The sequence below is a fragment of the Streptomyces sp. NPDC059679 genome, assembly GCF_042734105.1.
GTDB lineage: Bacteria > Actinomycetota > Actinomycetes > Streptomycetales > Streptomycetaceae > Streptomyces.
Genome location: NZ_JBHWES010000058.1, coordinates 61,793 through 80,768, shown reverse-complemented (window position 1 = coordinate 80,768; position 18,976 = coordinate 61,793). Strand labels below are relative to the sequence as shown.

The window sequence follows — 18,976 nt, the reverse complement described above, 5'->3', positions numbered from 1 at the left end:
CCGCCCGCGACCGGAGCACACCGGTCGCGGGCGGGCCCTTGTCATGCCGCGGCTACCCCTCGTCGATCACGAGGCCCTTCGCCTTGAGCACGGCCTCGAGCCCGCTGACCTCGATGACGCTCTTCCCGGCGCGGTAGGAAGCGATGTAGGCGGCTTCGGCGTCGATGCGCTCCTGGGACTTGCGGACGACGTCCGCCAGGTCTTCACGGCGTACGACCACGACCCCGTCGACGTCCGCGCGCACCACGTCTCCGGGGCGCACGAGCTCGCCGCCGATCAGTACGGGTTCGGCCATCGGGCCGACGGTTTCCTTGACGGTCCCCTTGATGGAGACGCTGCGGGAGAACACCGGGAAGCCGAGCGCGCGCAGTTCCCGTGTGTCGCGGACGCCGGTGTCGGTGATCAGGCCGCCCAGGCCCTTGGCCACACAGGCGTTGGCCAGGACGTCGCCGAAGGAGCCGGCTTCGGCGTAGTCGCCGGCGGACACCACGATGACATCGCCAGGGCGGGCGTGGGCGATGGCGACCTGGAGCATGATGTTGTCGCGGGGGGCGCAGCGGACGGTGAAGGCCGGGCCGCACAGCGACATCTCGGGGTCGACCGGCTTGATCGCCGAGGCGAGGGCGCCGAGGCGGCCCTGTGCCTCGTGGATCGTGGCGGCCGAGTAGGCGGCGAGCCGGTCGACCAGCGCCGGGTCGGGCCGGTCGAATGCGGTGTTGACGCGGATCATGGGGCTCCGTTCAGCGGAATCAGGGGATTCAGAAGAGGGCGGCACAGGCACGGCCGATGCGGTCGCAGGCTTCGGCGAGGACGTCGTCGCGGGTCGCGAACGAGACGCGGAAGTACCCCGGAGATCCGTACGCGGCACCGTGGATCACCGCCACGTGCTGCGACTCCAGTAGGTAGGCCGCGAAGTCCTCGTCGGTGCGGAGCTCGTCGCCGGACGGGGTCCGCTTGCCGAGCTGGGCCGCGCAGTTCACGAAGGCGTAGAAGCCACCGCTCGGCGGGGTGCAGGCCAGGTCCGGGATGTCAGCCAGCAGCTTGATCGTCAGGTCGCGGCGCGCGCGGTAGACGGCGACGGTCCGGTGTACGAACTCCTGGTCGCCGGTGAGCGCGGCGGTGGCGGCCGCCTGGCTGATGGACGACGGGCAGGAGGAGATCTGCGACTGCAGGGTGTTGATGGCCGTGACCAGTGCGGCGGAGCCCGCGCCGTAGCCGATCCGCCAGCCGGTCATCGCATAGGCCTTGGAGACGCCGTTGGTGAGGAAGACCCGGTCGGTCAGCCGTGGTTCCACCGCGGCCAGGCTGGTGGCCTGGCCCGGTTCGTACCAGATCTCGTCGTAGATCTCGTCGGTGAGCACCTGCACATGGGGGTGGGCGAGGAGTACGTCGGCGAGCGCGCGGAGTTCGTCCGCGGTGTAGGCGGCGCCCGTCGGGTTGCCCGGGGTGTTGAGGACGACCCAGCGGGTCCGGGCGGTGATCGCGGATTCCAGCCGCTGAGGCGTCAGCTTGAATCCGTCCGTCTCCGGACAGGAGACGATCACCGGAGTGCCGTCGTTGGCGAGCACCATGTCCGGATAGGACACCCAGTACGGGGCAGGAATGACGACCTCGTCCCCCGCGTCCAGGGTGGCCGCCAGCGCGAGGAAGATGATCTGTTTCGCGCCGCCGCCCACGGTGATGCGGTCGGTGGGGTAGCGCAGCCCGTGCCGTCGCTCGAAGGTGTCCGCGATGGCGGCCCGCAGCTGTGGGGTTCCGTTGACCGGGGTGTATTTGGTGTCGCCCTGCCGGATCGCCGCGATCGCCGCGTCCTTGACGTGGTCGGGGGTGTCGAAGTCGGGCTCGCCCACGGTGAGGTCCAGGATGTCGCGGCCCTGGGCCTTGAGTTCGCGTACGCGCTGGGCGGCGGCGGTGCTGGGCGACGGTTTGACGCGGGCCACGCGCTGCGCGGTGCGCTGTGCCGTGCGCATCAGTCGGCCCGCCTCTCGAAGTTGAGTCCGCCCGGCACCTGGAACGTCGGCAGAATCTCCAGGTGGCTGACGTTCACATGGCGGGGTGAGCCGATGGCGAATTCGATCGCGTCGGCGATGTCCTCCGGCTTCAGCGATTCGTAGCCGTCGTAGTACTGGCGCCGGGCCGCCTCCATATCGCCGAGGAGCCGGCCGAAGATCTCGGTCTCCACCCGGCCGGGGCAGATCTCGGTGACGCGGATGCGGCGCCCGTATCCGTCGACGCGAAGCTGGCGGGAGAGGGTGTGCACGGCCGATTTCGTGGCGTGGTAGATGGTGTTCCCGCCGAAGTTGTAGACCGCGGCGATCGAGCTGATGTTGACGATGTGCCCGAGGTCGCGTTCGACCATCCCCGGCATGATCAGCCGTACCAGGTGCAGCACCGCCTGGATGTTGACCGCGATCTGCTCGTCGACGGCGAACTCGTCGGCGGTGAGGATGTTTCCGGAGCGGGAGACCCCGGCGTTGTTGACGAGGACGTCCACGTCGAGGCCGCTCAGCAGTGCGGTGAGCGCGGCGGTGTCGGTGATGTCGACGGCGTGCGGAACGCAGCCGGTGCGCCGGGCCAGGTCGTCGAGCCGGCCGGCGTCGCGGGCGACGGCGTGGACCTCGAGTCCCTGCTTCGTCAGCCGCTCGACGACGACGGCGCCGATCCCGGTCGAGGCACCGGTCACCAGGGCGGTCCGGTAGTCGGAGAAGGGCATGGGGATGTGCTCCTGGGGGAGAGATGGGTGGTTCTGGTCGGTGCTGTGCGTACGGGGGCGCCTACGCGTCGCGCAGCGGCAGATGCGCCCTGTCCTGCACCCGCGAGACCGCGATGAGCGTGCCGACGGCGGTGACGACCGCGTAGAAGGCCGGCATGTTGACGTTCCCGGTGCGGCTGATGAGGTAGGTCATCAGCAGCGGCGCGGTGCCGCCGAAGAGGGCGGAGGAGATGTTGTAGCCCAGCCCGTACGCGGAGTAGCGCAGCCGGGTGGGGAAGAGTTCCACGAGCAGGATGTGGATGACGCCCGTATGGCCGGCGAAGATCACCGCCATGACGCAGGCGCCCAGAATGGCGAGCGCCACGTTGCCGGTGCCGATGAGCAGGTAACACGGGATCCCGGCGAGCGCCATGGCGACCGCGGCGCCCGCGAGGACCTTCTTGCGCCCGATCCGGTCGGACAGCGCGCCCATGAAGGGGATGGCGAGGGAGATCGCCACCAGGCTGGTCGCGGTGACGAGCAGACCCTGCACCTTGCTGAAGTGGAGCTCGGTGTTCATGAACGTCGGCATGTAGCTGAACAGCACGTAGTAGCCGGATCCGTTCATGAGCGGGATGAACAGGGCCAGGAGCATCGCGCGCCGGTGCTCAGCGGAGGAGAACGCCTCCTTGAGCGGGTTCTTCGACAGGCCGCCCGCTTCCTTCAGGCGGGTGAAGTTCGGCGTGTCGCTGATCCGCTTGCGGATGTAGATACCGGTGATGCCCAGGGGGATGGCCAGCAGGAACGGGATCCGCCAGCCGTAGGACTCCATGCGCTCCGCGCCGAGGCCGCTGGTCATTCCGGCGGCGATCAGCGTTCCGGTGAGCAGCGAGAGGAAGGAGGCGATCTGGGCGTAGCTGGTGTAGAGGCCGCGCTTGCCCTCGGGGGCGTGCTCGGCCAGGAAGCTCATCGCGCCGGACGCTTCGCCGCCGACCGAGAAGCCCTGGAGGACGCGCAACAGGATGAGCAGGGCGGGAGCCGCGATGCCGATGCTCGCGTACGTCGGCAGCAGGCCGATGGCCGCGGTCGCGACGCTGATCAGCAGGATGACGAAGACGAGCATGCGCTGCCGTCCGATGCGGTCACCGAGGTGGCCGCAGATGACGGCGCCGAGCGGGCGGAAGAAGAACGAGACGGCGTAGCCGAGGAAGACGAGCTGGACCTGGACGGCGTTGGCCGCGTCCGGGAAGAAGACGGCGCCCAGGGTGCCCGCCATGAAGCCGAAGATGCCGTTGTCGTAGAGCTCGGCGAAGATGCCGACGCAGCCCGCGAGGGTGACCTTCCGCGCGGTTTTCGGGTCGACGACGTGGGGTGCCGTTTGAGCGGCCACGGTACTCATGGCTGTCTCCTTTTTACAGGCAGATGCACGGGGAGAGGGGGACGGGTACTGCGGGGACGGGGTACCGCGGGGACGGGGTACCGCGGGGACGGGGTACCGCCGGGGGGCGGGGGGTTCTGCCGGCGGATGAGGGCAGGGAGGTCGCGGGGAGGTTCAGGGGCAGGGCAGGGAGTTCAGGGAAAGGTCAGGGGGTTCAGGTGGCGGGGATGCGCAGGGCGTCGAAGACCGCGCGCACGCGGGTTCGCAGGGCGTGGACGGCGTGGCGCTGGGACCGGTGGGCGGCCACCGCGTCGGCGACCGTCCGGCGCCGGAACCGTACGGTCTGTCCGGGCCTGGCCTGTCCCAGCGCCGACAGACCGGTCGCGGTCACCACCGCGAGCACCGGGTAGCCGGCGGTGACACCGCGGCCGCGGTGCAGGACCAGCAGTTCGTCGCCCGCGGGGACCTCGACGGCGCCGACCGGCACTCCGCGGGAGAGCACCTCGCCGCGCGCCACCCGCCGCGGTACGTCACCCGTCATGCGCAGCCCGATGTGGTTGCTCCGCGGGCTCACGGTGAACTCCGACCGGAAGAGCCGGTCGGCGGAGTCGCCGAACTCCTCCAGGTCGGGGCCGTCGGTCACATCGATCGCCCAGGACTCACCGAAGCGCGGCACGGGTGCGCCCATACGGAACAGCGGGATGCGGAAGACCGGGTGGTCGACGGGCGGGCAGCGCCTCCGGACGGCCAGTTCGTCGCCGTCGCGCACCGAGCGCCCGAACCCGAGGATCGTGTCGGGGGCGCAGCTGCCGAGCAGGGACGGCGCCTCCACCGAGCCGAGCACCGCGAGGTAGACCCGGATCCCGGACCGGATACGGGTGACGCCGATCGTCTCGCCGGCCCGCACCGGGACAGGCTCCCACTGCGGTCGCGGGACGCCTCCCACCGTGATGTCGGCGGGGGCGCCGGTGACCGCGATGAGCACGTCGGTGCGCGGGGTGGCGCTGAAGTCCAGGGCGGTGATCTCGATCAGCGGCGCGCCCTCGTCGTTGCCGGCCAGTACGTTGGCGACGCGAGCGGAGTGCTGGTCGAGCGCGCCGTTGACCGGCAGGCCGTAGCGGGAGTGCCCGAACCGCCCGAGGTCCTGCACCACCGAGATCCCCGCCCGGTGGACGGTCAGGGTGTTGCCCCCCAGATCGTCAGTCATGGGCCGCCGCCAGGGGCGCGCCGGCGTGGTCGTCCCACTGCTCGGGGGAGATCGGCACGAACCGGAAGGTGTCGCCGGGCCGGTACGGGGTCAGCGGCTCGGCCTCGAGGTCGAGCACGCGCAGCGGGGTGCGTCCCAGCAGCGGCCAGCCACCGGGGGAGCGCATCGGGCAGATCACGGCCTGCCGGCCGGCCACCGCTATCGAGCCGGGCGGGACGCTCGTCCGCGGCGAGGCCAGCCGGGGGACCGGTCGCGGGAACGCCGGGCCGTCCGTCATCGGGGCGCCCGCCGGGGCACCGAAGCAGCGGACCGTCAGCGGCGCGCCGGAGTGCAGCTCCACCACCTCCCGCTCGGACAGCCCCAGTTGCTCGGCGACGACGGGCAGATCGGGGCCGTGCTCGCCCCCGTACACCACCGGGACCACGAACCTCCTGGCCGCCGGCGGGCGGATGGAGCCCGCGCCGAGCCGATCGGCCTCGTGCCGCAGGGCGCGCCGGACCGTCTCGTGGTCGGTGCGCAGAGCGTCGAACTCGACGAGCAGCGAGTCGTAGGTGGGCACGATGCCGTACACCCCGCCGGGCCGGGCCGCCTCGATCGCGTCGGCCAGGGCGTGGACGGTCCGCCAGGCCCGGTCGCGGTCCATGTCCACGGCCTTGACCACGACGGCCGAATCGCCGCAGTCCGCGATGACGACGCTGCCGTCCATATCAGACGCGCCCGTCGGCGAGCTGGGCCGCTGCCCCGTCGGCCTTGGCGTCCAGCACCTCGGTCAGCGGAGCGATCGTCACTCCCGCGGCGAGCAGTTCCTCCCGGACGCGGTGCGCGAGCGCGATGGCCCCCGTGGTGTCGCCGTGCAGCAGGACGGTGTCGCAGGCGACCGGGATGTCGCGGCCGCCGACACCGCGCACCACGCCCTCGGTCACCATCCGGACCGTCCGCGCGGCGATCTCCCCTCCGTCGTGGATCACCGCGCCGGGTTCGCTCCTCGGCACCAGCGTGCCGTCGTCGCGGTAGGCCCGGTCGGCGATCCCGACGATGCCGACCCGCAGACCGCGGGCGCGCGCGGCCTCGGCGAGCGCTCCGTCCTGCGCCAGCACGATCAGCGACCGGTCCAAGGAGGCGACGGCGTCGGCCACCACCGCCGCGTAGTCCTGCCGGGTCGCGACCAGGTTGCCGAGGCGGCCGTGCGGCGCGATATGCCGTACCCGGGTGCCGTGCGCGGCGGCGAACGCCTGGAGCGCGCCCACCTGGTAGAGCGTGTCGGTGCGCACCTCGTCCGGCGTCAGGTCCATCGCGCGGCGGCCGAATCCGACGAGATCGGGAAAGCTGGGGTGGGCGCCCACCGCGACACCGCGCTCGACGCAGTGGCGGACGGTGGCGTCCATGATTCTCGGGTCGCCGGCGTGGAATCCGCATGCGATATTCGCCGACGTGAGCACGGACAACAGCGCCTCGTCATCGCCCATCGTGTACGCGCCGAATCCCTCGCCGAGGTCGGCCACGAGATCGACCATATTCGTCATGACGTCCTCCGGAGAATTGAGGAAAGCGGATTTCGGGATTCGGTGTTTGGGTGAACGTAATACCGGCGACACGAAGCGGCAAATACGCGTTGTATGTGACGTGATCGCCGCTGGATATGACCCGGCGGCGTACGCACCGGCGTCCCGGCCGCCCGGCGACCCCTACCATGAGGCTCCGCCCAGCTGGAGGCTCGCCCATGGACACCAGGCGTCTCTACTCGTTCGTGAAGATCGTGGATGCCGGGAGCATCACGCGCGCGGCCGACATCCTGCATATCGCGCAGCCCGCGCTCAGCCAGCAGCTCTCCATGCTGGAGGCGCAGTTCAAACAGCAATTGCTGATCCGCAGCAAGCGCGGGGTGGCGCCGACCGAGGCGGGCCGGGCGCTGTACCGGCACGCGCAGCTCGTCCTGCGCCAGGTCGAGCTCGCCCACGCGGCGGTCGACGTGTCCGGCCGGGCGCCGGCCGGCAGCGTCTCCGTGGGCCTGGCCCCGTACAGCATGGGCGCGGCGCTCGCGCTGCCGCTGCTGCGGACCGTGCGCGAGCGCTATCCCGACATCCTGCTGCACATCAACGAGAACTTCGGCGGCGTCATCAGCGAGGCCATCATGACCGGCCGTATGGACATGGCCTTCATCTACGGGGCCGGCCCGCTGCGGGGCGTGCAGTTCGAGCCGCTGCGCACCGAGGACCTGTATCTGATCGCCGCGCCGGGCGGCGCGGCGCCGACATCCCGGGGCGAGGACGTCTCCCTGGAGGAGCTGGCCGATGTGGGCCTGCTGCTGCCCAGCCGCATCCACACCATCCGCCAGGTCGTCGAGGCCGCGTTTCAGCAGGCCTCGCTCCAGCCGAAGGTGGTGGGCGAGATCGAGTCGGTGCTGACGCTGGTCAGCGCCGTGGGCGCGGACCTCGGGGCGACCGTGCTGCCCTGGTCGGCGGCGCGCGCCATCCTCGACGTACGGCATCTGGTGGTGCGCCGGATAGTGAACCCGACCATCCAGGTCAAACTGTCCCTCTGCACCTCCGACCACCAGCCGCTGTCGGAACCCGCCCATGCCGTGCACGACCTGTTTCACGAGCTGATCGCGGACATCGGCGACGGGGATTCCCCCTCTTCCTCCGCTGCCTGACCAGAGCCGGGTATTCCAACCTCCGATCGCGTCACGCAAAACATCTATTGGTCGCCGAACCGCACGCTCACTAACGTTTTTCCACGCATTGCGAAAAGCGCTTGAAACGCGGTAGAAGCACTGGAGAAATAGATGAAGCAGCGTGTGCTCGTCACCCGTGCCGACCTTCCCGGCGGGGGTCTGGCCCGCCTGGCGTCCCGGGCGGAGGTCGTGTGCCCGACCGGCGCGGACAAACCCGGCGCGGCGGAACTGGCGGAACGGGCCGAGGGCGCGGCCGCGATCCTGGCCCTGGGCAACGACCGGGTGGACGCCGCCCTGCTGGACGCGGCCGGGCCCGCACTGCGCGTCGTCGCCCTGGCGAGCATGGGGTACGACGCGGTCGACCGGGAAGCGGCGGCGGCGCGCGGCGTCGTGGTCACCCACACCCCGGGCGTACTCGCCGAGACCACCGCCGACCTCACCTTCGCCCTGATCCTCATGGCCCGCAGGCGCATCGGGGCCGCCCGCGGCGCGCTGGCCGCCGGGCGGTGGGACCTGTTCCGGATGGACGACTACCTGGGCCTGGACGTGCACGGCAGCACGCTCGGCCTGATCGGCTACGGCCAGATCGGGCGGGCCGTGGCCAGGCGCGCACGGGGATTCGGCATGCGGCTGCTGCACCACGACCCGTACGCGTCGACAGCCGCGGCCGATCCGGAATCCCGGGCCGTGGACCTGCCCACCCTCCTCGCCGAGGCCGACGTGGTCTCGCTGCACGTTCCGCTCACCCCGCGGACCCGCCATCTCATCGGCGCGGCGGAACTGGCCTCCATGAAGTCCACTGCCACACTGGTCAACACCTCACGCGGAGGCATCGTCGACGAAGATGCCCTGCTCCAGGCCGTACGGGACCGTGTCATCCACTCGGCGGCCCTGGACGTCTTCGAACGCGAGCCCATGGGGGCCGAGTTGTCACCGCTGGTCGGCGAACCCCATGTGATCACGCTCCCGCACATCGGTTCGGCCACCGAGGCCACCCGTGCCGCCATGGTGGACCTCGCGGTGGACAACGTCCTGGAGGTACTCGCCGGGCGGCCGGCGTGCACTCCGCTGCCGGGCAGTTCCCCCGCCCCCAGCTCACGCGATTGACAGAAAGGACAGAAAGGGCACCCCATGGACGTCACCGCTCGTATCGAGTCCGTGTACGCGCAGATCGTGCGCCGCAACCCCGGGGAAGCGGAGTTCCACCAGGCCGCGGGCGAGGTGCTGCACAGCCTCGCGCCCGTGCTCCGCGCGCACCCGGACCATCTCGACGCCCGGATCGTGGAGCGGCTGTGCGAACCGGAGCGGCAGATCCTCTTCCGGGTGCCCTGGGTCGACGATCTGGGGGACATCCACGTCAACCGTGGCTTCCGGGTGGAGTTCAACAGCGCGCTCGGCCCCTACAAGGGGGGCCTGCGCTTCCACCCCAGCGTCAACCTGGGCATCGTCAAGTTCCTCGGCTTCGAGCAGATCTTCAAGAACGCGCTGACCGGGCTGTCGATCGGCGGCGGCAAGGGCGGTGCGGACTTCGACCCCAAGGGCCGCTCCCAGGCTGAGGTCATGCGCTTCTGCCAGTCCTTCATGACCGAACTCCACCGGCACATCGGCGAACACACCGATGTGCCGGCCGGGGACATCGGGGTGGGCGGGCGGGAGATCGGCTATCTGTTCGGCCAGTACAAGCGGCTGACCAACCGCTTCGAGGCGGGCGTCCTGACCGGCAAGGGGGTCGGCTGGGGCGGCTCGCACGCGCGCACCGAGGCCACCGGATACGGCACCGTCCACTTCGCACAGGAGATGCTGCGCACCCGCGGCCGCCAGTTCGACGGCTGCGATGTGGTGGTCTCCGGCTCCGGCAATGTGGCCGTCTACGCCATCGAGAAGGTGCACGCCCTCGGCGGCCGGGTGGTGGCCTGCTCCGACTCCACCGGGTATGTGGTCGACCGGGGCGGCATCGACCTGGACCTGCTCAAGGAGGTCAAGGAGGTCCGCCGAGCGCGGCTCGGCGACTACGCCCGGGCCAGGCCGGGTGCGGTGTTCTCCGACCAGGGCTCGGTGTTCGAGGTGGACTGCGATATCGCCCTGCCCTGCGCCACCCAGAACGAGCTGACCGAGGAGCACGCCGTCACGCTGGTGAAGAACGGCGTACTGGCCGTGGCCGAGGGCGCGAACATGCCCTGCACCCCGGCGGCCGTCGAGGTGCTGCGGGAGGCCGGGGTGCTCTTCGGCCCCGGCAAGGCCGCCAACGCCGGCGGAGTGGCCACCTCCGCACTGGAGATGCGGCAGAACGCCGCCCGCGACCGGTGGACCTTCGAACAGACCGAGGCCCGTCTCGCCGCTGTCATGACCGACGTCCACGCGCTGTGCCGGGCCACCGCCGAGGAGTACGGAGCCCCCGACGACTACGTCCTGGGTGCGAACGTCGCCGGATATCTGCGGGTGGCGGAGGCGATGGCCGAGCAGGGTGTGATCTAGCCCCCGGCCACACCGAACCTCACACCACACCTCACGCCGGACACACCCGGCCCGTGGGATCGTCCGGCAGATAGGTCGAGCGCTCCCGCCGGGTGAGGTCCCGGTCGACGATCCCGCAGATCTTGCCGATCGCCGCGGCGGGCCGCCGCAGGTCGATGTCCCACAGCCGTACGGTCTCGTCGTCGCTGCCGGTGGCCAGGGTGCGCCCGTCCGGGCCGAACGCCACCCCCCACACGTCGTCGGTGTGGCCGCGCAGCGACCCGCGGGATTCGCCGCTCGCCGCGTCCCATAGCCGTACGGTCTCTCCGCCGCCGCTGGCCAAGGTGCGCCCGTCGGGGCTGAAGGCCACCGACTGCACGCTCTTGGTGTGCCCGTCGAGCACATCCCGGGTCCGCCCGCTGGCCACATCCCACAGCCGCACCGAGCCGTCCGCGCTGCCGGTCGCCAGGGTTCGGCCGTCCCGGCTGAACGCCGCGGACCACACGGCGTCGGTGTGGCCCTTGAGGGTGCGCAGGGCGCGGCCGGTCCGCACGTCCCACAGGCGCACCGTGCGGTCGACGCCGGTGGTGGCCAGCGTGCGGCCGTCCGGGCTGAACGCCGCCGACAGCACGCCCTTGGCGTGGCGGAGCACGCGAAGGGCCCGGCCACTCGTCACATCCCACAGCCGCGCGGTCTTGTCGCTGCTGCCGGTGGCCAGCGTGCGCCCGTCAGGGCTGAACGCCACGGACCGTACGAAGTCGGTGTGGCCGTACAGCCCGCGGCGGGACAGGCCGGTGTCCGGGTCCCACAGGCGGACATTCCCATCGAAACGTCCAGTCGCCAGAGTGCGGCCGTCGGGGCTGAACGCCAGCGACGGCACCGCCTCACGCGACCCGAGCGTGATGGTCCGCACGACCTCGCCGCTCGCCGCGCCCCACACCTTCACGGTGTCGTCACGGCCGTTGCCACTGGCGAGGGTACGGCCGTCGGGCGCGAACGCCACCGACAGCACACCGCCGGGCTGCCTGGCCAGGATGTCACTGGCACGGCCGGTCGCCACGTCCCACAGCCGCAGCAGCCCCTTGTCCCCGCCGGTGGCCAGCGTGCGGCCGTCGGGACTGAACGCCACCGACCACACCGGGCCGTCGTAGCCGAGGGAGAAGGCGTCCCGGGCCCGGCCCGCGTCAAGGTCCCACAGCCGCACATGGGTGCCACCGCCCCCGGTCGCCAGTGCCCGGCCGTCCGGGCTGAATGCCAGCGAACGCGTCGGGCCGAGCTCGGGGAGGGTGTCCCGGAGTTCGCCGGTACCCGCGTTCCACAGCCGGACGGAACGTTCGCCCCCGCCGGTGGCCAGCGTGCGGCCGTCGGGGCTGAACGCCACCGCGAGCACACCTTCCGAGTCGCCGGTGAAGCTCGTACGGAGGCGGCCGGTCCGGGCGTCCCACAGCCGCACCTTCCGGTCGATGGCGCCCGTGGCCAGCGTGCGGCCGTCCGGGCTGAACGCCACCGAGGCGACCGTATCGGCCCGTTCGGCGGGGCCGGTGAGGGTCGCGCGGAGGCGGCCGGTCCCGGCGTCCCACAGCCGCACCAGCCCGTCGGAACGTCCCGTGGCCAGCGTGCGGCCATCCGGACTGAACGCCATCGTCATCATCGCGCCCGCGCGGGGGGTGAGGGTGCTCCGCACCCGCCCGGTGTGCGCGTCCCTCAGCCGCACCTCACGGCCGTCGGCGACGGCGAGCGTGCGGCCGTCCGGGCTGAAGGCCACCGACGTCACCAGGCCGGCGTGGCCGGTGAGGGTTTTACGGATCCGTCCGGACCCGGCGTCCCGCAGCAGCACCGTCCGGTCCTCGCCGCCCGTGGCCAGTGTGCGGCCATCCGGACTGAACGCCACCGACAGCACCTGGCCCTTGTGCCCGGTGAGCCGCTTCTGCGCGGGAAGGGCCGCCGCGGCGTACAGGCTGTCCGTGGCCTCGGCCGTGGGGTGGGTCCGATAGGCCCGCACGGCCAGCAGCGCCGCCAGATCAGGGTCCTGGTCCAGCAGCGCGGTGGACTGGGCGGCCAGCTGCCTGGACTGCGCCAACTGCCGCGCGGCCTGAGCCTTGCGCTCCTCGCCGACGGCCGTGTGCCGCTGCCAGAAAGCGACGCCGGCGGCCACCAGTGCCAGGCACAGCGCCACGGAGACCGCGGTCAGGACCTGGCGCAGCCGACGCCGCTCCTTGCGCAACCCCGCCCGGCTCTCGGCGAGGAAGGCATCCTCGACCGGGATGAGATCCGCGGCCCGCTCGGGCGGGCCGAACGCCTCGTCCGCCTCCGCCAGCCGTACGCCCCGGTAGAGCGCCCCGGGATCCCGGCCAAGACGCTCCCACGCGGTGGCGTCCTCGGTCAGCTGACGGTGGACGCGCAGCAGGCGGCGGTCCTCGTCGATCCAGTCGCGCAGCCGGGGCCAGGCGGTGATCAGTGCCTCGTGCGCGAGGTTGACGACCTCGTCGTCGAGGGTGATCAGGCGCGCACGGGCCAGGCGCTCCAGCACCGTGGCAGCCTCGCCGGGCCCGCCGGCCCGGAGTTCGGCGCGGTCCGCCGGGCGGCGGGTGTCGGGCGCCCCCTCGCCCGGGGTGACCAGCCGCAGCAGGGTCCGCCGGGCGGCTTGGGCCTGGTCGGGCGGCAGCCGGGTGTACAGGTCCTCGGCGGTCTGGGCGACCGCGCCGTGGATACCGCCGGTCGCCTCGTACGCGGCCATGGTCAGCGCGCGGCCACGGCGGCGGCGCCAGGTCTCCAGCAGGACGTGGGACAGCAGCGGCAGTCCGCCGGGCTCGTCGGCGACCTCCTCGACGAGCCGCGCGGTCAGGGTGCGCTCGACGATCAGCCCCTCGGCGGCGGCCGGTCTGACGATGGCCTCGCGCAGCTCCTCCGGGGTCATCGGGGCCACCAGCAGCGTGGCGTCCCGCAGCGCGTCGGCGAGCGCGCGGTGCCCGGCGCAGTGGCCGAAGAAGTCGGCGCGGACGGCCACCACGACCCGTGACCGGCGCTCTGGGTCGCGGGCGGCCAGCAGCAGGTCGATGAACTCCGCCCGCTCGGCCGGGTCATGGCACAGGGTGAAGGTCTCCTCGAACTGGTCGACGACCACCACCGTGTCGCCCTCGCCCCCGGCCGGGGCGAGGAGGTGCGCATGGCTCTGGGCGGGGTGCGGGCCCGGGGTGAGAATCCGGAGGGCGGCGGGCCGCTCCCGCGCCGTCCCCCCGTCCCCCGCCCGAGCCGCCGTCCCCCCGTTCCCAGCCCGCAGGGCCGGGATGAGCCCGGCGCGCAGCAGCGAGGACTTCCCGCTGCCCGACGCGCCGACCACGGCCGCGAACCGCCGCGCCCGGACCAGCCCGACCAGGTCCTCGGTCAGCCGGTCGCGGCCGAAGAACCGCTCCCGGTCCTCCGGCTGGAAGCGCCGCAGCCCCGGATACGGCGGAACGGCGTCGTCGTCCTCGGGCGGCTCGGCCAGCAGCCGGTCCGTCACCTGCTGCCAGCGCCGCTCCCACTCCGCGCGGTCCCCGCCGCACGCGGTCACATACGCCAGAGCGACCGGCAGTGAGGGAAGTCGGTCGCCGGAGGCCGCCTGAGCGAGGGTCGCCGTGGAGTACTCCGTCCTGCGCGCCATCGCCCGATACGTCAACCCGCCCGCGTGTCGCCGCAAGGCCCGCAAATCATGGGCGAATCGCTCCACCGGCCCGGCACTCGGGTCCAGCGGGCTCTCCCGACGCCCCATCTGATGCCCCTCCCCCTCATGGCCTGGGCGTTCCGCCCGGCCTGCGCCTCCCACCCGTACCGGACGCCGCGCGGCCACCGGCCGTTCCCGGCCCGACTTAATTGTCCAGCGCGGCGATTGGGGCCTGCCAGACAACGTCCGGCCCACAAAACTCGAGGTCAGACGGGGTCGCACCGGCCGGACAACGCGGGCCGACCGCACACCTCGTCCATCCATCGCGAACGAGGGGAACAAGCACATGCACACGAAGATGCGACTGGTGGGCGCCGCCGTAGCGGGGGCGGTTCTGCTCCCGGTCGGCGCGTCGTCGACGGCCTTCGGCCAGTCGGCGCCGGCGGGGGCGACTGGGGCAGCGGCCGCTCGCGGCTGTGTCTCGAAGCTGCCCGACAGCGCCAAGGCGCAGACCGACCGCGTCACCGCGCTCATCCAGAAGCTGGAAGGCCAGGGGCTCTCGCAGGAGCGGATCGACGCGAAGCTGGCCGCGGACTACTGCCTGGAGCGGGTGGACGGGGGCGGCTCGGACCTCAGCACGCTCGGCAGCCCGAGCGACGAGATCAAGCTCTCGAAGCCGGTCATCTACAAGACCAGCGGGAAGGACCGCTACATCGCCGCGGCCGGCTGGAAGTGGAAGAGGTTCCCCGGCAACGTCAACGGGTACGACGCGTTCGGCATCACCTTCAGCAAGAAGGTCACTCCCCTGGCCCACTCCCTTGTCTACCAGGGCAACGGGAACCTTTACGGCAAGAAGAAGGTGACGCAGGCGCAGGAGTCCGGCCCCTACGGCTCGGGATTCCTCTTCAACGAGGGCCCGCGGAACATCTATCGGGGAGACATGCAGGGGTACCAGGGCCTCATGGGCATCTCCTTCAAGGCCAGCAAGGTCGGCTGCTGGAACCTCCAGGCGTTCTCCAAGTACGGCCACTCGTGGAAGTCCACCCGCGCGACCGGCTTCAGCATCGGCAAGTGGAGCATCGGCGTCACATGGACGAACTACAACCACAACTGGCAGCAGGCCAGCCAGCCCAGCAAAGAGGTGACGGTGTGCCGCAAGTTCTAGCGGCGGCCTAGTCAGCGACGGTCGGCGCCCCCGAGCGGGGCGCCGGCCACGGGGAGGGAGCACACGATGTCCATACGACGCCTCTGGGGCCGTTGGGGCCGCTGGTTCGCGGCCCGGCCCCGGCTGCGGGTGCCCCTCGCCGTCGTACTCGTCCTCGCGCTGGGGGCGGGCGGCTGGCAGGCGTACGCCCGGCTCACGGAGGACGACGACGGCCCGCGCGAGTGGACGAAGGGCCCGTACGGCAAGGCCCCCGCCGCACTGGGGAAGACGGCCCCGGCCAGACCCGGCGAGATGGTGCGGCGGCTGAACCAGGTGCCCGAGGCCGTCGTCGGCGGCCTGGCGCTGTACAAGGACTACACCCCCGATGGCATCCGCCTGACCGCGCGGAATGTGCGCACGAACCGGACCTACTGGGAGTACGGGCGCGACGCGAACCTGTACGGCCTGGAGGTCGGGGACGAACTGGCCGTCCTGTGGTGGCACGACGGCGGGCTGACCGCCGTCGATCTGCGCACCGGCGAACCGCGCTGGCGCGCCGAGGCGCCGCGGACATCCACCGACCGCCACCGCAGCCTGGTCACCAATCTGCACGTCACAGACCGGGCCGTGCTCGTCGGGTCGGAGGAGGAGCTGTGGGCGCTCTCCCCGGCCGACGGGAAGCGCCGGTGGCGGGCCGCGCCGCCGAAGGGCTGCGAGGGGTGGTCCCCCCTGGACCCGCCGCTCGCGCTGCGGGAGGTGTACGTCGTGGAGGCCGGGGACTGCCCGGACGACCCCGCCCTGGACGACGATCCGCAGACCGACCGGATGGCGCAGGTCGGCCTGGACGCGGATACCGCCACCGTACGGTGGCGGTTCCCGCACGATGCCGCGATCCAGCCCTATCTGCCCGCGAACGACACCACCTTGGTCCTCGCCCCGGTGCGCCGCGACGGCGGTATGGCGGTGACCGATGTCTCGGGGCGGCGGCCCGGCACCCGTACCCTGCCGTTCCCCGACAAGGAGCGGGGCCGGGGCGCCACGGACCACACCCTGGTGGCCCAGGCCGACGACGACCCCGGCGCGCTGCGCGGCTACGCCCTGGACGACGGCCGTCGGCGGTGGACCCACCAGGCGGCGAAGGGCAGCCGGTTCGGGCAGGCGCTGGTCGCCGACGGGCGGGTGTACGTCGTGGAGCAGCCGTTGCAGGAGGCGGGCTGGCCGCCCCCGGCCGGCCCGTCACGGCTGCTGGTCCTGGACGCCGAGCGCGGCGGGCTCGTGTACTCCATGAGCCTGCCCGAGCTGGATCGGAGCGGCAGCGGGGCGGAGCAGCAGCTGGAGCCGTCGCTCGCCGGGGACGGCGTGGTCGCCGTCTCCTGGAGCCGGTTCCCCGGCACCGGCCCTGATGTACTGCTTCTCACCGACGCCCGGCCCTGAACCGGCAGGCCTCAGGGAGCGTGGGTCGTCGGGTCGACGGCGACGGGCGGAGCGGCGGCGGCCGGGTCCGCGGCGGCCGGTTTGCGGAGCAGCAGCAGCGCCGCGTCGTCGTGGAGCCGGCCGCCGACGTGTTCCAGCAGGTCGTGGTGGAGGGCGGCCAGGGTGCGGGACGGCTCGTCGCAGGCGTGCCGGGCCACCCGCTCGGCGAGCGGATAGAACGCCCGGCCGCAGTCGCGGGCCTCGGTGACCCCGTCGGTGTACAGCAGCAGTTGGTCGCCGTCGGCGAAGGGCAGCACCTGCAGGCTCGGGCGGCGTACGACGAGGGAGCGCAGGCCCAGTGGCGGGGCCGGGTGGGTCGGCTCGATCGCCGTGACGGCGGTCGAGCCGCTGACCAGCAGCGGCGGGGCATGGCCGCAGTTGACGACCTCCATCCGGCCCGGCTCCGGGTATCCGGCGACCACGGCGGTGACGAAGTCGTCGGGGCCGAGGTTACGGGTCAGGCTGCGCTCGATCCGCTCGACGACGTCCAGCAGGTCCGGCTCGTCGTACGCGGCCTCGCGGAAGACGCCCAGCACCAGGGCGGTGGTGCCGACCGCGGGCAGCCCTTTGCCACGCACATCGCCGACGATCAGCCGCACACCGTACGGGGTGGGCACCAGCGCGTACAGGTCGCCGCCGATCCGGGCCTCCGCGGCGGCGGCGCTGTAGCGCACGGCCACCTGGAACGGGCCGACGGTCGCGGGCACCGGTCTGAGCAGCGCGTTCTGGGCGGTCTCGGCGACCGAGCGAACGGCCGCCAGCACCCGCTCGCGGCGCCCGCGCAACAGGCTGGCCAGCGCGCTCGCCAGGGTGACGGCGCTCAGCGCGGCCAGCGTGACCGCCAGCTCATGGAGCGGCTCACCGGTCTGGGCGCCGAGGACCGCGCCAAGACCCGTGGCGAGGATGCCGATGCGCAGCACGCCCCAGGGCCGGCAGGTGGCCGCGGCCAGCGCGGGTCCCACGGCGAGCAGTGGAAGCCAGCTCATCCCGGCGTCGCCGAGGACGACGAGCAGCGCGACCAGGGAGGTGGTCACCGCGGTCACCACGACCGCGATATACGCCCCGCAGCGGGACTGGTCCAGCGAGGCAGCCCAGGACGCGGGGTCCGGCCGCCTGATGGGCTGCCGATTCGTCCGATGGCCATGGTGATGGTCTCGGGCCTGGCTCATGTCCGGGTCTGAACTCTCTCCGCTCGTGGCAGACACGCACACCTGAATGTCCGCGATGCCCGTGATGTCCGTGTGCTCTACCTAACAGGAGTCCGGGCGGCGGCCACAAGGGTCCGCATTTCAGATAATGAATCCCGGCGGCGCCAGTGAGAGGAATCCCTGCGCGGCACATTTCAGCAGCGGGTGAATTTCAGGCGCTGAGCGAAAGACCCCTGGTCACACGATCCCCCGCCGGAATCAGCCGGTCCCGGATCTCGTCGATGCGCGAAGTCGCGATACGCGAGGTCCCCAGGCGCACGGACGAGGCCACCCGCAGCGAGACCCCGAGCGAGCCGACCGTCTCCCCGCTGTAGACGGGCACCGCGAGACAGACCGTGCCGAGCGCGTACTCCTCGCGGTCGAGAACGGGCATGCCTTCCGGGGCGGCCTCCAGCCGCCGGAGCAGCTCCTCCCTGCGGGTGATCGTCCGGGGGGTCAGGCCGGGCAGCGGGTGCCGGGACAGATAGTCCTGGCGGGACTCGGCGTCCAGTTCGCGCAGTACGCATTTGCCCAGGGCCGTCGCGTGCCCCGCCTCCTCGAACCCCACCCAGAGGTCGACCCTCGGCGCCCGCGGGCTGTCGACGATATCGGCGACCCTGATCTCGCCGTCCTCGTAGAAGGTCAGATACACGGCGACCACCAGGTCGTCACGCAGTGCGGTGAGCGCGGGGCGCACCCGGGCCAGCGACACCTGGCCGCGGCTTCCCGCGCACAGGGCGTCGACCTTGTCCCCGACGACGAACCCGCCGTCGTCGAGCTTGCGCGCGTACCCGTCGTGGCACAGGGTGCGCAGCAGGTGGTAGGTGGTGGCCAGGGGCAGCCCGACCTCGCGTGCGAGCTGTTTCGCCGGCGCGCCGCCCTCGTGCGCGCCGACGGCCTCCAGCAGGCGGAGGGCCCGCTGCACGGATGTGATGAGCGTAGGGGCCGCCTGAGCGCTCATGAGTCCAGCTTGCGCCGGGCGCGCGAGGCAGGCAAGGCGCGGCGGCGGCTGTCCGAACCCTGATCAACCCGACGCCCCGAGCCCTGGTCGCACACGCCCCCGGCCTTGATCGATTCACCGCCCGCCCCACCGTCCGGCTCACCCCCGCCGCCGACCGCGTCAA

At 72.1% G+C, this 18,976-nt stretch carries 15 protein-coding genes; 5 read left to right on the top strand and 10 right to left on the bottom strand.

Annotated features, from left to right (window positions below):
* Nucleotides 1-52 precede the first annotated feature (52 nt).
* The 7 genes from ACFV2X_RS41545 to ACFV2X_RS41515 form a co-directional block, all read right to left on the bottom strand.
* On the bottom strand, nt 53-730 hold the full coding sequence (locus tag ACFV2X_RS41545) for a 4-carboxy-4-hydroxy-2-oxoadipate aldolase/oxaloacetate decarboxylase (RefSeq protein ID WP_385626499.1): 678 nt from the start codon (nt 728-730) through the stop codon (nt 53-55).
* Between the two features lie 28 nt (nt 731-758).
* Nucleotides 759-1,970 carry an aspartate transaminase gene (locus ACFV2X_RS41540; RefSeq protein WP_385626498.1) on the bottom strand — a complete coding sequence of 404 codons (1,212 nt, stop codon included), beginning with the start codon at nt 1,968-1,970 and terminating at the stop codon, nt 759-761.
* Entirely contained in the window at nt 1,970-2,713 is a 744-nt protein-coding gene (locus ACFV2X_RS41535) for an SDR family oxidoreductase (RefSeq protein ID WP_385626497.1), read from the bottom strand. The genes ACFV2X_RS41540 and ACFV2X_RS41535 overlap by 1 nt, the downstream gene beginning before the upstream one ends.
* 61 nt (nt 2,714-2,774) lie before the next feature.
* On the bottom strand, nt 2,775-4,091 hold the full coding sequence (locus tag ACFV2X_RS41530) for an MFS transporter (protein ID WP_385626496.1): 1,317 nt from the start codon (nt 4,089-4,091) through the stop codon (nt 2,775-2,777).
* 193 nt (nt 4,092-4,284) lie between these two features.
* On the bottom strand, nt 4,285-5,277 hold the full coding sequence (locus ACFV2X_RS41525) for a biotin-dependent carboxyltransferase family protein (RefSeq protein ID WP_385626495.1): 993 nt from the start codon (nt 5,275-5,277) through the stop codon (nt 4,285-4,287).
* Nucleotides 5,270-5,983, bottom strand: coding sequence for an allophanate hydrolase subunit 1 (locus ACFV2X_RS41520; RefSeq protein WP_385626494.1), 714 nt, complete (start codon nt 5,981-5,983; stop codon nt 5,270-5,272). The genes ACFV2X_RS41525 and ACFV2X_RS41520 overlap by 8 nt, the downstream gene beginning before the upstream one ends.
* Before the next feature lies 1 nt (nt 5,984).
* Entirely contained in the window at nt 5,985-6,800 is an 816-nt protein-coding gene (locus ACFV2X_RS41515; RefSeq protein WP_385626493.1) for a LamB/YcsF family protein, read from the bottom strand.
* Nucleotides 6,801-6,997: 197 nt separating this feature from the next.
* Here ACFV2X_RS41515 and nac point away from each other — a divergent pair, with 197 nt between their 5' ends.
* From nac to gdhA, 3 genes are all read left to right on the top strand, one after another.
* On the top strand, nt 6,998-7,930 hold the full coding sequence (gene nac / locus ACFV2X_RS41510) for a nitrogen assimilation transcriptional regulator NAC (RefSeq protein ID WP_385626492.1): 933 nt from the start codon (nt 6,998-7,000) through the stop codon (nt 7,928-7,930).
* 132 nt (nt 7,931-8,062) lie between these two features.
* Complete coding sequence (locus ACFV2X_RS41505; RefSeq protein ID WP_385626491.1) at nt 8,063-9,058, top strand: 2-hydroxyacid dehydrogenase; 996 nt, start codon at nt 8,063-8,065, stop codon at nt 9,056-9,058.
* A gap of 24 nt (nt 9,059-9,082) precedes the next feature.
* Nucleotides 9,083-10,426: an NADP-specific glutamate dehydrogenase gene (gene gdhA, locus ACFV2X_RS41500; RefSeq protein ID WP_385626490.1), complete on the top strand. Its 1,344-nt coding sequence runs from the start codon at nt 9,083-9,085 to the stop codon at nt 10,424-10,426.
* Nucleotides 10,427-10,457: 31 nt separating this feature from the next.
* Here gdhA and ACFV2X_RS41495 read toward each other — a convergent pair whose 3' ends face one another.
* Nucleotides 10,458-14,048, bottom strand: coding sequence for a hypothetical protein (locus ACFV2X_RS41495; protein ID WP_385626489.1), 3,591 nt, complete (start codon nt 14,046-14,048; stop codon nt 10,458-10,460).
* A 346-nt stretch (nt 14,049-14,394) separates the two neighbouring features.
* Here ACFV2X_RS41495 and ACFV2X_RS41490 point away from each other — a divergent pair, with 346 nt between their 5' ends.
* Together ACFV2X_RS41490 and ACFV2X_RS41485 are read left to right on the top strand one after the other, a co-directional pair.
* The gene (locus ACFV2X_RS41490; RefSeq protein WP_385626488.1) at nt 14,395-15,213 is read left to right on the top strand and encodes a hypothetical protein; all 819 of its coding nucleotides are present in this window, start codon (nt 14,395-14,397) and stop codon (nt 15,211-15,213) included.
* 66 nt (nt 15,214-15,279) lie between these two features.
* A complete protein-coding gene (locus tag ACFV2X_RS41485) occupies nt 15,280-16,626 on the top strand; it encodes a PQQ-binding-like beta-propeller repeat protein (RefSeq protein WP_385626487.1) in 1,347 nt (448 codons plus the stop codon).
* 11 nt (nt 16,627-16,637) lie between these two features.
* Here ACFV2X_RS41485 and ACFV2X_RS41480 read toward each other — a convergent pair whose 3' ends face one another.
* Both ACFV2X_RS41480 and ACFV2X_RS41475 read right to left on the bottom strand, forming a co-directional pair.
* Complete coding sequence (locus ACFV2X_RS41480) at nt 16,638-17,834, bottom strand: PP2C family protein-serine/threonine phosphatase (RefSeq protein WP_385626486.1); 1,197 nt, start codon at nt 17,832-17,834, stop codon at nt 16,638-16,640.
* A 190-nt stretch (nt 17,835-18,024) separates the two neighbouring features.
* Nucleotides 18,025-18,813: an IclR family transcriptional regulator gene (locus tag ACFV2X_RS41475; protein WP_385626485.1), complete on the bottom strand. Its 789-nt coding sequence runs from the start codon at nt 18,811-18,813 to the stop codon at nt 18,025-18,027.
* Between the last annotated feature and the right edge of the window lie 163 nt (nt 18,814-18,976).